This window comes from Pseudomonas marincola, assembly GCF_900682675.2.
Taxonomy (GTDB): domain Bacteria; phylum Pseudomonadota; class Gammaproteobacteria; order Pseudomonadales; family Pseudomonadaceae; genus Aquipseudomonas; species Aquipseudomonas marincola.
In genome coordinates this window covers 2,593,484-2,606,668 of record NZ_LR215729.2, presented here as the reverse complement: position 1 = coordinate 2,606,668, position 13,185 = coordinate 2,593,484, and the positions used below count along the sequence as shown (strand labels likewise).

The 13,185-nt window shown below is 58.1% G+C and carries 12 protein-coding genes; 8 read left to right on the top strand and 4 right to left on the bottom strand.

Annotated elements, in window-relative coordinates; genetic code table 11:
• Nucleotides 1-141: 141 nt before the first annotated feature.
• Nucleotides 142-1,674: a LysM peptidoglycan-binding domain-containing protein gene (locus PMYSY11_RS12075; protein ID WP_069900174.1), complete on the bottom strand. Its 1,533-nt coding sequence runs from the start codon at nt 1,672-1,674 to the stop codon at nt 142-144.
• A 99-nt stretch (nt 1,675-1,773) separates the two neighbouring features.
• On the bottom strand, nt 1,774-2,547 hold the full coding sequence (gene gloB / locus PMYSY11_RS12070) for a hydroxyacylglutathione hydrolase (RefSeq protein WP_150549713.1): 774 nt from the start codon (nt 2,545-2,547) through the stop codon (nt 1,774-1,776).
• A gap of 74 nt (nt 2,548-2,621) precedes the next feature.
• Between gloB and PMYSY11_RS12065 the strand changes: the two genes are divergently transcribed.
• The 7 genes from PMYSY11_RS12065 to nudC all read left to right on the top strand — a co-directional run bounded on the left by PMYSY11_RS12065 (nt 2,622) and on the right by nudC (nt 10,841).
• Complete coding sequence (locus PMYSY11_RS12065) at nt 2,622-3,398, top strand: class I SAM-dependent methyltransferase (RefSeq protein WP_150549326.1); 777 nt, start codon at nt 2,622-2,624, stop codon at nt 3,396-3,398.
• 23 nt (nt 3,399-3,421) lie between these two features.
• A complete protein-coding gene (gene rnhA, locus PMYSY11_RS12060; RefSeq protein ID WP_150549325.1) occupies nt 3,422-3,868 on the top strand; it encodes a ribonuclease HI in 447 nt (148 codons plus the stop codon).
• 129 nt (nt 3,869-3,997) lie between these two features.
• The gene (gene dnaQ / locus PMYSY11_RS12055; protein ID WP_150549324.1) at nt 3,998-4,756 is read left to right on the top strand and encodes a DNA polymerase III subunit epsilon; all 759 of its coding nucleotides are present in this window, start codon (nt 3,998-4,000) and stop codon (nt 4,754-4,756) included.
• Between the two features lie 244 nt (nt 4,757-5,000).
• On the top strand, nt 5,001-7,256 hold the full coding sequence (locus PMYSY11_RS12050) for an Orn/Lys/Arg family decarboxylase (protein WP_069900177.1): 2,256 nt from the start codon (nt 5,001-5,003) through the stop codon (nt 7,254-7,256).
• Nucleotides 7,257-7,468: 212 nt separating this feature from the next.
• Complete coding sequence (locus PMYSY11_RS12045) at nt 7,469-8,281, top strand: crotonase/enoyl-CoA hydratase family protein (protein ID WP_069900178.1); 813 nt, start codon at nt 7,469-7,471, stop codon at nt 8,279-8,281.
• A gap of 50 nt (nt 8,282-8,331) precedes the next feature.
• Nucleotides 8,332-10,014 carry a FimL-related protein gene (locus PMYSY11_RS12040; protein ID WP_069900179.1) on the top strand — a complete coding sequence of 561 codons (1,683 nt, stop codon included), beginning with the start codon at nt 8,332-8,334 and terminating at the stop codon, nt 10,012-10,014.
• On the top strand, nt 10,014-10,841 hold the full coding sequence (gene nudC / locus PMYSY11_RS12035; RefSeq protein WP_150549323.1) for an NAD(+) diphosphatase: 828 nt from the start codon (nt 10,014-10,016) through the stop codon (nt 10,839-10,841). Before PMYSY11_RS12040 ends, nudC begins: the two co-directional genes overlap by 1 nt.
• Here nudC and PMYSY11_RS12030 read toward each other — a convergent pair.
• Complete coding sequence (locus PMYSY11_RS12030) at nt 10,809-11,588, bottom strand: TSUP family transporter (RefSeq protein WP_069900380.1); 780 nt, start codon at nt 11,586-11,588, stop codon at nt 10,809-10,811. The genes nudC and PMYSY11_RS12030 overlap by 33 nt on opposite strands.
• A gap of 106 nt (nt 11,589-11,694) precedes the next feature.
• Here PMYSY11_RS12030 and PMYSY11_RS12025 point away from each other — a divergent pair, with 106 nt between their 5' ends.
• Nucleotides 11,695-12,342, top strand: a complete 648-nt coding sequence (locus PMYSY11_RS12025; protein ID WP_090512161.1) for a hypothetical protein — start codon at nt 11,695-11,697, stop codon at nt 12,340-12,342.
• A gap of 68 nt (nt 12,343-12,410) precedes the next feature.
• Here the strand turns inward: PMYSY11_RS12025 and PMYSY11_RS12020 are convergent, their stop codons facing one another.
• The gene (locus tag PMYSY11_RS12020; protein WP_150549322.1) at nt 12,411-13,175 is read right to left on the bottom strand and encodes an SDR family oxidoreductase; all 765 of its coding nucleotides are present in this window, start codon (nt 13,173-13,175) and stop codon (nt 12,411-12,413) included.
• Nucleotides 13,176-13,185: the final 10 nt, after the last annotated feature.

Genomic DNA, 13,185 nt, shown 5'->3' with positions numbered 1-13,185 from the left:
CAGGAAAAAGGTTGAGGCCGCAGCGAGTTTGAGCAGGCGCTCAATCAAGCCACGAAAAGGCTGGGGAAGGGGGCAGGTGCAGGCGGGGCGGTTACGCTGGAAAGCACCTGCACCGCCGATTGCCGGCGATGCAGGTTTGGCTTAGCGCGGCAGACGCAGAGTCAGGGTCTGGCCAGGCTTGAGGGCGCTGCTTGAGCGTGGGTTCCAGGTTTTCAGGTGCTTCATCGGCACTTTGAAGCGCTGAGCAATCACTGACAGCGAGTCGCCTTTACGCACTTTGTAGTAGGTTACGGCGCTGCGGCTGCTGGTGCTGGTTTGAGCTTTCAGCGCCAATACCTGACCGGCGCGCAGGTTGTTGTTTTTCATGCCGTTCCAGCGCTTCACATCATTGATGCTGACTTTATTGGCGCGGGCGATGCTCGACAGGCTGTCACCGCGTTTAACGGTGTACTTGGTATTGCTGCGCTGGTTGCTGGCAAGGGCTTGTTGCGGCGCCAGTGGCGACCCTGCACCCATCGGCAATGTGAGCTTTTGGCCAATACGCAGGCGGTTGCTGCTGAGCTTGTTGGTTCTCTTCAATTCGGCAGTGGCAACGCCGTAGCGTCTGGCGATGCTGCTCAGGTTGTCACCACGACGAACCGTGTATTGCTGCCATTTGAGCAAATCCTGCGGTTTCAGATTGGCCAGTGTGGCTGTCACCTGATCGGCTTTATCCATCGGCACCAGCAGACGCTTGGGGCCATCCATGGTGACGTGACGCTTGAATGCCGGATTCAGCAGGTACAACTCGTCGGGATCGACATCGGCCAGCTCGGCAATGCGGTTGAGGTCCATTTCCTGCTTGAACACAACCTGCTCGAAATAGGGCTCGTTTGCCACCGGGCTCAGCGCCACGCCGTAAGCATCCGGGCTGAGGACCACTTGCGAGATGGCCAGCAGCTTGGGCACGTAGTTGCGCGTCTCTTCAGGCAGCGGCAGATTCCAGTAATCGACCGGTAAGCCAAGCTTCTGATTACGCTCGATAGCCCGGCTGACACGGCCTTCACCGGCGTTGTAGGCCGCAAGTGCGAGCAGCCAGTCACCGTTGAACATGTCGTGCAGGCGCGACAGATAGGTAATGGCTGCGTGCGTCGAGGCCATTACGTCACGACGGCCGTCATACCAGCTGGTCTGACGCAGATTGAAGTGCTTGCCGGTCGCTGGCATGAACTGCCACAAACCCACCGCCTTGGCATGCGAGTAAGCGAACGGGTTATAGGCGCTCTCGATCATGGGCAGCAGCGCCAGCTCCATCGGCATGTTGCGCTCTTCGAGCTGCTCAACAATGTAATGAATGTAGGGGCTGCTGCGATCACTGGCTGTGCGCACAAAAGAAGGGTTGCTGGCGAACCACAGGCGTTGTTGTTCGACGCGCGGGTTTACGCCGATCTCTTCCTGCAGTTTGTAGCCTTCGCGAATCCGCTCCCAGATGTCCTGAGGCTGGGTTTGTTCGCTCAGCGTGGTCCACTCGACTTCAGGTTTTGAGCTTGCCGGGTTGACCGTTTTAAGGTTGGCGGCGTCGTTACTGTCGATGGATTGACAGCCGGCCGCGATTGCACAGAACATCACCACGAGCGCTTTCGCTGTGTGTGCTAATGCCTTTGAATTCAATGGTTTAGCTACAAGTAAAGGCATTAGAAAGAGTGTTCGATCCGATTCAGAGGTCGGGCGATTCTAGGAATCGACAGCGGCATGGTCAAGTTTTGACCAGCGTTTTTGCGACCTGAGTAGCCTCTAAAAGGAATCTTTCCAGCTGCGCAAGGCAGCGAAGGCCTCTACTGGCGTACGCTGCGACCGACCGTCGCGCTCTTGTAATATTTCATTAACAGACAATTCGTTGCAGCGTAAAAATGGATTGGTCTTGAGCTCCAGGCCGATGCTTGATGGCAAACTGATTTCACCTGCTTCGCGCCATTCAGTGACCTGCTGCGTGCGTTGTTGCAGTGCCTTATTGCCGGGTTCGGCGGCGAGGGCAAAGCGCAGGTTGGAGAGGGTATATTCGTGGGTGCAATACACTGCGGTTTGCTCAGGCAAGGCGGCCAGACGGCTCAGTGAGTCGTGCATTTGCGCCGGAGTGCCTTCAAACAGTCGCCCGCACCCGCCGGCGAACAGCGTGTCGCCACAGAACAGCCAGTGTTGCTGGGCCTGATAATAGGCAATGTGGCCCAAGGTATGGCCCGGCACCTCGATGACCTGCAACGTGTGGCCGAGTACCTCGACGCTGTCGCCTTGCTTGAGGCTGACATCGCGGCCCGGAATCTTCTCACTGGCAGGCCCGAGCACGCGGGCACCGGTGCGTTGCTTGAGTTTTTCAATGCCGCCGACATGGTCAAAATGGTGGTGAGTGATGAGAATATCGCTGAGTTGCCATTTTGGATGCGCATCGAGCCAGGCTTCTACGGGCGCGGCATCACCGGGATCGACCACCGCGCAGCGCTGCTGCTCCGGGTCTTGTAACAACCAGATATAGTTGTCTGTGAATGCGGGGAGGGCGTCGATAGTTATCATGTTGCTCATCGCTTATCTGCACGTAAAGGTGCATCTTAAGCCTCAATGCTTCACACGGCTACGCAGGTATTAATATGTCCGAGCATCCTTTTGCTCAAGCAGATGCCGATTGGCTTAAATTGATCGGCGACGCCCGTGACTGGTTCAACGGCCCCGTTGGCAGCATGCTGCTCGGCGCCGAACAACGCATGCTGGATGAAGAACTGCAGCGGTTTTTCGGCGGCTACCTCGTGCATTACGGGCCTTCGGCTGAGCCGGCTGCGAATGCCGATAAAATTCAGCGCAGCGTGCGCCTTGGCGCACCCTTTAGCGGCGTCGAGATTGCCTGCGAAGAACAAGCCTGGCCGTTGACCGAATACGCCGCTGACGTGGTCCTGCTGCAACACGGCCTGGACTTCAGCCTTTCACCGCACGGTTTGCTGCGCGAGGCCGCCCACAGTGTGCGGCCCGGCGGCCATATGCTGATCATCGGTATCAATCCGATCAGTGCCTGGGGCGCGCGACATGTGTTCGCCCGCGATGCGCTGGGGCGTGCGCGTTGCTTTGCGCCGAGCCGGGTGAGCGACTGGTTGCACCTGCTGGGTTTTGCGCTGGAGAAACGCCGCTTCGGGTGCTATCGTCCGCCGCTTGCATCGTCAGGCTGGCAGTCGCGACTGGCGTCGCTGGATTCCTGGGGTGATACCTGGCAATCACCGGGCGGCGGCTTTTATCTGCTGGTCGCACGCAAGCTGGTGAGTGGTATGCGGCCGATACGTCATTCAAGGCGTGAGCCGCGCGGCGTTCTGGTGCCGATGCCGGTGGCTAATGTGAGCCGTTGTGAGCCCGAGCAATCGAAGAACCCGCCAGACTAATTATTTTCGTTTAAAGGCTCTGCATGTCTGAACAAGTTGTGATCTATACCGATGGCGCCTGCAAGGGTAATCCTGGCGTGGGTGGCTGGGGCGCTGTGTTGGTTTATAAAGGTGTAGAAAAAGAGCTGTGGGGCGGTGAGGCTGAAACCACCAACAACCGCATGGAATTGACTGCGGCAATTCGTGGCTTGCAGGAACTCAAGCGCCATTGCGACGTGCGCCTGGTAACGGATTCGCAATATGTAATGCAGGGCATTCAGGACTGGATGCCCAACTGGAAAAAACGCGGCTGGAAAACCGCCGCCAAACAACCGGTTAAAAATGCCGATCTGTGGCGTGAGTTGGACGAGCAGGTTGGCCGGCACAATGTAACGTGGCAGTGGGTGCGTGGCCATACCGGCCATCCGGGTAATGAGCACGCCGACCAATTGGCCAATCGCGGTGTTGATGAAGTGCGCGGCTTGGCCTGACGGCCCCGTAACTGTTTATGGGCAAGCGCTTTTGCGTTTGTCTGGCAATCTGCGGCCAGGCCGGGATTTTCCAAAGTTTGCTGAGTTGTCGTGAGCGCGTTAGCGGCAGCCAAGAGAGGGTGATACACAGTGGCGAATGAAGATGTAGTCAAAAGGCTGGTCGTACTCGATACCGAAACTACCGGTATGCCGGTTGGCGACGGCCATCGGGTAATTGAAATCGGTTGTGTCGAGTTGATGGGCAGACGCCTGACCGGGCGTCATTTTCATGTCTATCTGCAACCCGACCGCGATATCGACGAAGGCGCGATCGCCGTCCACGGTATTACCAACGAGTACCTGAAGGACAAGCCGCGCTTCAAGGAAGTCGCCGAAGAGTTCTTCGAGTTCATCAAGGGCGCGCAACTGGTTATCCATAACGCCGCGTTCGACGTAGGCTTTATCAATAACGAATTTGCCCTGATCGGTCAGCAGGATCGTGCTGATATCAGCGATCACTGCAGCATTCTCGATACCCTGGCCTTGGCCCGTGAGCGCCACCCGGGCCAGCGCAACAGCCTCGATGCGCTGTGCAAACGCTATGACGTCGACAACTCGGGCCGTGATCTGCACGGCGCATTGCTCGATGCCGAGATTCTGGCCGACGTCTATCTGGCGATGACCGGTGGCCAGACCAACCTGTCGTTGGCTGGCGAAGGGTCTGAAGGCGATGGCACCGGACGCCAGCAACCGAGCCCGATTCGGCGTCTGTCTGGCGAACGTGCGCGTGGCCCGGTGATTCGCGCCAGTGAAGAAGACCTCGAAGCGCATCATGCGCGTCTGGCGGTAATTGAAAAGTCAGCTGGCGCCTTGCCGCTGTGGCTGCAACTGGAGCAGCCTGGCGCTTAATAGCCCGTGTAACTGCGTCGCCGAGAACGCTCCGCCGGTTTATCCCGCGGGGCGTTTTTTATAGGGCGATTAAACGCGCGCGATGATCAGCACCCGTTGCCAAGTTGAACGCTGTTTCTAGTTTCTATTATGGCGGCGCGACTTTTTCTTACAGGGTTCCACGACAGGGGGTTACGCCGAGGCGGGCTAGGCTCTAACCTGACGTGATGGGCGGCCGCGTGCTGCCATTTTCAGGGAATCCACAATGTATAAAGATCTAAAGTTTCCTGTCTTGATCGTGCACCGCGACATCAAAGCCGACACGGTGGCAGGTGACCGCGTGCGGGCCATTGCTCATGAGCTTGAGCAAGAAGGCTTCAGCATTATCAGCAGCGCCAACTCTGCCGAGGCGCGCATCGTTGCATCCACCCACCACGGCCTGGCGTGTATCTTGATGACCGCCGAAGGCGCCGGTGAAAACCAGCATCTGTTGCAAGACATGGTCGAGTTGATCCGCATCGCACGGGTGCGTGCGCCGCAAGTGCCGATTTTCGCCCTGGGTGAACAGGTGACCATCGAGAATGCTCCGGCTGAGGCGATGGCTGACCTCAATCAGTTGCGCGGCATTCTCTATCTGTTCGAAGACACCGTCTCGTTCCTCGCCCGCCAGGTTGCCCGCGCCGCCCGCAATTATCTCGATGGCTTGCTGCCGCCGTTCTTCCGCGCTCTGGTGCAACATACCGCGCAATCCAATTATTCCTGGCACACGCCTGGCCATGGTGGCGGGGTGGCCTACCGGAAAAGTCCGGTGGGGCAGGCGTTCCACCAGTTCTTTGGCGAAAACACCCTGCGTTCGGACTTGTCGGTTTCGGTGCCTGAACTCGGCTCGCTGCTCGATCACACCGGCCCGTTGGCGGAAGCTGAGGCGCGTGCGGCGCGCAACTTTGGCGCCGATCACACCTATTTCGTTATTAACGGCACCTCGACCGCCAACAAGATCGTCTGGCACAGCATGGTCGGACGTGATGATCTGGTGCTGGTCGATCGCAATTGCCACAAGTCGATTCTGCACTCGATCATCATGACTGGCGCGATTCCGCTGTACCTGTGCCCGGAACGCAATGAGCTGGGGATTATCGGGCCGATTCCGCTCAGCGAGTTCAGCCGCGAGTCGATCCAGGCCAAGATTGATGCCAGCCCGCTGGCGCGCGGTCGCGCGCCCAAGGTGAAACTGGCGGTGGTGACCAACTCGACCTATGACGGCCTTTGCTACAACGCCGAACTCATCAAGCAAACCCTGGGCGATAGCGTCGAGGTGCTGCATTTCGATGAGGCGTGGTACGCCTACGCCGCGTTTCATGAGTTCTACAGCGGGCGCTACGGCATGGGCACCTCGCGTGAGGCCAATACGCCGCTGGTGTTCAGCACCCACTCCACGCACAAGCTGTTGGCTGCATTCAGCCAGGCCTCGATGATTCATGTTCAGGATGGCGGCGCGCGTCAGCTGGATACCGACCGCTTCAACGAAGCCTTCATGATGCACATTTCGACTTCGCCGCAGTACGGCATTATCGCCTCACTCGATGTGGCCTCGGCGATGATGGAAGGGCCGGCCGGTCGCTCACTGATTCAGGAAACCTTCGATGAAGCCCTGAGCTTTCGCCGGGCGCTGGCCAACCTGCACAAGCATCTGGCAGCGGATGACTGGTGGTTCAGTATCTGGCAGCCGCCGCAGAATCATGGCGTCACCGATGTCGCCACGCAGGACTGGCTGCTGCAACCGCAAGCCGACTGGCATGGCTTTGGCGACATTGCCGAAGACTATGTGTTGCTCGATCCGATCAAGGTCACGCTGGTTATGCCCGGCCTCACTGCAGGTGGCAAGCTCGATGAATTCGGCATTCCGGCGGCGGTGGTCAGCAAGTTCCTCTGGGAGCGCGGGCTGGTCGTTGAGAAGACCGGCCTGTACTCGTTTCTGGTGCTGTTCTCGATGGGTATCACCAAGGGCAAGTGGAGCACGTTGCTCACCGAGTTGCTGGAGTTCAAACGCTGTTACGACACCAATATGCCGCTGATCGAAGCATTGCCGTCGATTGCCCGCGAGGGTGCCGGGCGTTATCAGGGCATGGGCTTGCGTGATCTGTGCGATCAGCTGCATCAGTGCTATCGCGAGAACGCCACGGCGAAAGCGCTCAAACGCATGTACACCACACTTCCGGATGTCGCCATGAAACCGGCCGATGCGTATAACGAATTGGTTCGCGGGGAAGTGGAGGCGGTACCGGTTGCTGAGCTGGAAGGGCGCATCGCTGCGGTGATGCTGGTGCCATATCCGCCAGGTATTCCGCTGATCATGCCCGGTGAGCGTTTCACTGCCGAGACCCGCTCGATAATTGATTATCTTGAGTTCGCGCGAAACTTCGACAGCAGTTTCCCAGGCTTCGATGCCGATGTGCACGGTTTGCAGATCCAGCAAACAGAACAGGGCAAGAGCTACACCGTGGATTGCATCAAACAGTAGCCTCCCTACAGCACGCAGCGGGGCCATGTTGGTGACTGCTGCGTGTTTCTTCACACACTCGCATTCAATTGATTACCGCGGATTTCGATTTTTCGCTTTAAGCTCGACGCCGTGGTCTGCGTCACAGAGGCCGGCATCGACTTTTAAGCGGCTCTTGTTATAGTTGGCGGGTTATTAATAAGAAATAAGTTCCTGCAAAGAGGGTGGCTTACGTGTCCGAGTACAAGGCATTTCGTGTCGAACTGGCAGACAAAATCGCGGTGGTTACGATAAACCGTCCGGAAAAAGTCAATGCAATGAATGCAGACTTCTGGACCGAAATCATCGATATTTTCCGCTGGGTAGATGCCACGGATGAAGTCCGTGCAGTTGTGCTCACCGGCGAGGGCAAGCATTTCTCGTCCGGCATCGACCTGATGCTGCTGGCGCAGGTCAGCAGCAAACTGGGTAAAGATGTGGCCCGCAATGCGCTGACATTGCGCCAGACCATTCTCACCCTGCAGGGCTCATTCAATGCCGTCGACAATTGTCGCAAGCCGGTGCTGGCTGCCATTCAGGGCTATTGCATTGGCGGCGCGATCGACCTGATCAGTGCTTGCGACATGCGTTATTCAACGCCGGATGCGCAGTTCTCGATCAAGGAAATCGACATGGGCATGGCCGCTGATGTGGGCACTTTGCAGCGTCTGCCACGCCTTATCGGTGATGGCATGATGCGCGAGCTGGCCTACACCGGTCGCACCATCGACGGCACCGAAGCGCAAACAATCGGGCTGGTAAACCGGACCTTTGCAGACAAGACCGCACTGCTTGACGGGGTGATGGAAATCGCCCGCGAAATTGCCAGCAAGTCGCCTGTGGCCGTGCGTGGCACCAAGGAAATGATTCGCTACATGCGTGATCACCGCGTCGATGACGGCCTTGAATATATCGCCACCTGGAATGCCTCGATGCTGCAGTCGGAAGACATGCGCATTGCCATGACTGCGCACATGACCAAGCAAAAACCTGAGTTTGCCGATTGATGGCCTCTTTTAACGTGTCTTCATTTTTGCCGCGGGAGGCGCTTTAACTCATGGCTTCAGGTGTAACGTCACTAAGTCTGGTGCGCGATGAATTATTCGCGACCATGGAGGAGGCTGAGTCCAGCCTTGAGCAGTTCATTGCTGAACGCATGAACGGCAGCTTGTTGCAGCAGGCGGTGGAAAATCTGCAACAGGTTCGCGGCACGCTCAAGCTGATCGAGCTGACAGGCGCCGAGTTGCTGGCGCAGGAAGTGCTGGATCAGGCCACGGATATTCCAACCGGTGCTGGCGAGGAGCGCGACGCGCAATTGTCGGCCCTGAGTAATGCGCTGCACGTGCTGCGGCGCTATCTCGAAAGCATGGACACCCATCGCCAGGAAATCCCCGAACTGCTGCTGCCGGCGATTAACGACCTGCGCAGAAGTGGCGGTCAGCCGGCGCTGGCAGAAAGCTTTTTCTTCAGTGTGCGCCTGGATATGCCACGCCCACACGCACCGACGCAGGCGCTGGATGCTGCCGCCAAGGAAGCGCTGGGGCGCAAGATGCGCCGGGCTTATCAAGTGGGGCTGTTGGGCTTTATCAAGCAACAGGCAACCAAGGCCAGCCTGACGCTGATGTGCAAGGCCATGAGCCGTATTGACCAGTTGTTTGCCAATGAATCACGCGGGCGTCTGTGCTGGGTTGCCAGTGCGGCCCTGGAGGCTCAACTCGATGGCGACATGCTGGTGCGCAACTCGCGCAAACAGTTGTTTAGCCGCCTTGATCGTGAGCTGAAAAAGCTGCTCAACTCGGCGGATTACGAACCGCCGCGCAGCCTGCTCAAAGAGCTGCTGTATGTCGTGGCGTTGTCGGACAGTTCAGGCCCGCTGGTCACCTCTATTCGCTCGGTGTTTCGTCTGCCGTCGTTGCCATTTACCGATCAGTTGCTCGAGCAGGAATACTTGCGGCTGGCCGGGCCGGGTCAGGCGGTTATCCGTTCGCTCACCTCGGCAATTCGTGAAGAGCTGAGCAGCGTCAAAGACAGCCTTGATCTGATCGAGCGCGGCACTCTGGATGAGGAGAATCTGAGCAACCTTTACGCTTTGATCGGCAAGCTTGGCAAGACGCTGGGCATGGTCGGGCTCAGTTCATCCGGTCACGCCTTGGCGGAACATCTGCCAGTGGTTGCGAACTGGGTTTCCGGCAATGCGCCGCAGCCGGGCGAGCTCAACAAGATTGCCGACTCCGTGCTGTTTGTAGAAGGCATGGTGGCCTCGCTCAGCAGTGGTTCGAGCAAACGCAGCCAGCGTAAGACACCTGCTGCCGAGGTGTCAGAAGTGGACATGTTCGCGTTGTTGCAACTCAATGAAGCGCGAATTGTGGTGATCGATGAGGCGAAAACAAGCATTGCCCTGACCAAACGCTCGGTCACGGCTTACCTCGAATCGAATGGCGAGCGCAGCCATCTGGCCAATGTGCCTTTCAGCTTGCAGGCGGTTCGCGGCGGTTTGTGGTTTCTCGGGCAGGAGCGGGCAGCCGCGTTGGTTGGCGCTTGCGCTGATTATATTCAGGAACAAATGCTCGACATCAGCCAGATTCCCAGCGAGCAAACCCTCGAATCACTGGCCGATGCGCTGGCAAGTCTGGAATACTATCTGGAGACTGAACAGTCGGCACAGAACAGTGATGGTACGAGCGTGCTCGACATGGCCAGTGAAAGTATTCGGGCATTGGGTGTACAGGTAGCCGCGTAATGAGTTGGAAACCCTCTCTACTCGACACAACAGAGCCGGGTGGCTGGTGTCTGCTGCATTGTGAACAGCACTTCCTTGGCGATGCCAATGGCGTGCTATTTGCGCGTGAGTGGCTGAAAAAGCAGGACTTGCCGTTACTCGAAACTGAGCACGGGATTGGTCATTTCAAAGGCGATGCGGTTTACCTGTTGCAGGTTGATCGGCCAGTCGAGTTGCCGGGCTGTCAGTGGCAGAGTCTGCGCCAGTGGATGATGCAGGGCGACGCCGACACCTTCGCGTTGCTCGGCTACGCCGCGCAGATTGCCGTCTGGGCGGCGCACAACCGTTTCTGCGGCAGTTGCGGCAATCCGATGCAGCAGGTTGCGGGTGAACGTGCGATGCATTGTGAGCGTTGCGCTGTACATCATTATCCGCGCTTGTCGCCGAGCATGATTGTGCTGGTTACGCGTGGCGATGAGATTCTGCTGGCACGCTCAAAGCGCTTCGTTACGGGCATGTACAGCACGCTGGCAGGCTTTGTTGAAGCCGGCGAGTCGGTCGAGCAGTGCGTGCACCGTGAAGTGCTGGAAGAGGTCGGCGTGCGGGTTCACAACCTGCAGTATCTCGGCAGCCAGGGTTGGCCGTTCCCACACTCGCTGATGCTGGGCTTTCATGCCGAGTTCGCCTCTGGTGATATCGTCATGCAGGAAGATGAGATCGAAGATGCACAGTGGTTCAGTGTGCATGATCTGCCGCCGCTTCCCGCCAGCCGTTCAATCGCCCGTTTCCTGATCGACGTATACGTCGCGCGCCGTTTAGGCCTGCCCGAACCAGTGTTGCCAGGCTAGGCGCACGGTCAGCGCCAGCACCACCATAATGAACACCGGGCGGATGAACTTGGAGCCGCCCTTGATCGCGGTGCGCGCGCCAATGAAGGCACCGCACATCAACGATAAGCCCATGCAAATCCCCAGAACCCAGGCGACTTGACCGCTGGCGATAAAGATCGCCAGGGCGCAGATATTGCTGACGAAGTTCATGCTGCGCGCCACGCCGCTGGCGCGTACCAGATCGAGCGGATAAAGCAGCAGGGTCGAGACTGTCCAGAATGCACCTGTGCCGGGGCCAGCGACTCCGTCGTAAAAGCCCAGGCTGAGGCTTTGCGGCCATTGCCGACGCTTGGGAATGATCACGTCCGGCGCGCTGTGCGTCTCTGGCGTGCGGCCAAACAACAGATACAAACCGCAGCCGAATACCACCACTGGCAGCATTTGATTGAGCAGATGGGCCGGCAGCCATTGCGCCACTGCTGCGCCAACCAGCGCGCCGACGGCGGTGCCGATCAGCGCATTGCGCCATTGCCGTGGATGAAACAGATTGCGCCGGTAAAAGGTGAAACTGGCAATCGCTGCACCAAATGTCGAGCTGAGTTTGTTAGTGCCCAGGACCAAATGGGGCGGCAGGCCTGCGGTGAGTAATGCCGGAATGGTAAGCAAGCCGCCGCCGCCAGCAATTGCATCAATAAAGCCTGCAAAAAACGCTACCAGCGCAAGAATTAGCAGAGTGGTAGGTTCAACCGCGAGATCAAAAGGCAGTAGCATACGTCAGCAACACCAGTGTCTGTGGCGCAGTCAGATCACGGCGCCCGGGGAATGAAGCTGCGCATAATGCCAGTATTTTGCTGCTTAAGGGATGTGGTTAATGCAATACAACGGTTTGGCTTTGGCTACCGGCCTGCTGGCGCTGATTATCACCTTGATAGCGCTGCGTATTCTGTTTGGCGGCCACTGGTTTCTCGCCTGGCTGCGCGGGATGTGCGGGCTGGTATTTGCAGGGTTCGCCGCAGTCCTCGGGCTGGTGGCCTATGACCTGCTCAGTTACGCGACTATTCCGGCAGAGCAGCCACTGGCAACGCTGAGCTTCAAGGCGCAGGAAGATGCCTATGAAGTGACCATCGTCGAGCACGATCGCCAGCGCACGGTGACTCTCGAAGGTGATCTGTGGCAGCTGGATGCACGCTTGTTCAAATGGAAAAGCCTTGCCGAGCTGATTGGTATGGAGCCAGGTTATCGCCTGGAAAAACTCTCCGGACGTTTTCTGGCTATCGAGCAGCAGCAACGTGCGCGGCACCAACAAGTTGCGCTTGGCCATAGCTTGTACGGCATAGACCTGTGGCGTTGGTTGCGTCTGGGCCAGCACGACCTGCTGGTATTTGACGCGCAGGCAGTCCGGGTGGACTTTCTGCCAATCGCTGACGGCGCGCAATACTCTGTTGCGTTAACGCCGACCGGCCTGTTGGCGCAGCCGATCAATCCGACTGCGGAGCGCGCGCTGCGCAACTGGCAATAAACAATTTCTTGGCCAATCAAAAAGGGACCCGAAGGTCCCTTTTTTTGTAGCGTTGTTGCCGCTTGGTATCAGGACAGGAAGCCGCCGTCTACGTTCAGCGCAACGCCTGTGGTGTAGCTCGAAGCGTCGCTTGCGAGATACAGCACGGTGCCGGCCATTTCGCTTGGATCGGCCACGCGCTTCAGCGGAATACGCTGCAGGGCAATATTCAGGATGGCGTCGTTCTTGGTCAGCGCAGACGCAAACTTGGTGTCGGTCAGGCCTGGCAGCAGGGCGTTGCAGCGGATGCCGAACTGCGCGCATTCCTTGGCAAACACTTTGGTCATGCTGATAACGGCCGCTTTGGTCACCGAGTAGATGCCCTGAAACTCGCCGGGCGAAACGCCGTTGATCGAGGCCACGTTGATGATGCTGCCGCCGTTCTGCTTCATCAGTTTGCCGCCTTCAATCGACATGAAGTAGTAGCCACGGATATTCACATCAACGGTTTTCTGGAAGGCGCCGAGGTCGGTGTCGAGCACGTTGCAGAATTGCGGGTTGGTGGCGGCGTTGTTGACCAGAATGTCGAGACGGCCGAACTGCTCGCGGATTTGCGCAAAAACGCTGGAGATTTGTTCCATCTCGCCAATGTGGCAGGCGATGGCTGTGGCTTTGCCGCCGTCGGCGATGATCGCATCAGCGACTGCCTGGCAGCCTTCGATTTTGCGGCTCGAAACAATCACGTGCGCGCCTTGTTCAGCGAGCAGGCGGGCGATGGCTTCGCCGATGCCACGGCTGGCGCCGGAAACAAATGCAATCTTGCCGTCGAGGTCAAACAGTTGAGTCTTGGACATGCGTATCCCC

Excerpts from the sequence above, each read along its gene's own strand:
- PMYSY11_RS12075 (WP_069900174.1), bottom strand. The coding sequence starts at position 1,674 with ATGCCTTTACTTGTAGCTAAACCATTGAATTCAAAGGCATTAGCACAC.
- gloB (WP_150549713.1), bottom strand. The coding sequence starts at position 2,547 with ATGATAACTATCGACGCCCTCCCCGCATTCACAGACAACTATATCTGG.
- PMYSY11_RS12065 (WP_150549326.1), top strand. The coding sequence starts at position 2,622 with ATGTCCGAGCATCCTTTTGCTCAAGCAGATGCCGATTGGCTTAAATTG.
- rnhA (WP_150549325.1), top strand. The coding sequence starts at position 3,422 with ATGTCTGAACAAGTTGTGATCTATACCGATGGCGCCTGCAAGGGTAAT.
- PMYSY11_RS12050 (WP_069900177.1), top strand. The coding sequence starts at position 5,001 with ATGTATAAAGATCTAAAGTTTCCTGTCTTGATCGTGCACCGCGACATC.
- PMYSY11_RS12040 (WP_069900179.1), top strand. The coding sequence starts at position 8,332 with ATGGCTTCAGGTGTAACGTCACTAAGTCTGGTGCGCGATGAATTATTC.
- nudC (WP_150549323.1), top strand. The coding sequence starts at position 10,014 with ATGAGTTGGAAACCCTCTCTACTCGACACAACAGAGCCGGGTGGCTGG.
- PMYSY11_RS12025 (WP_090512161.1), top strand. The coding sequence starts at position 11,695 with ATGCAATACAACGGTTTGGCTTTGGCTACCGGCCTGCTGGCGCTGATT.
- PMYSY11_RS12020 (WP_150549322.1), bottom strand. The coding sequence starts at position 13,175 with ATGTCCAAGACTCAACTGTTTGACCTCGACGGCAAGATTGCATTTGTT.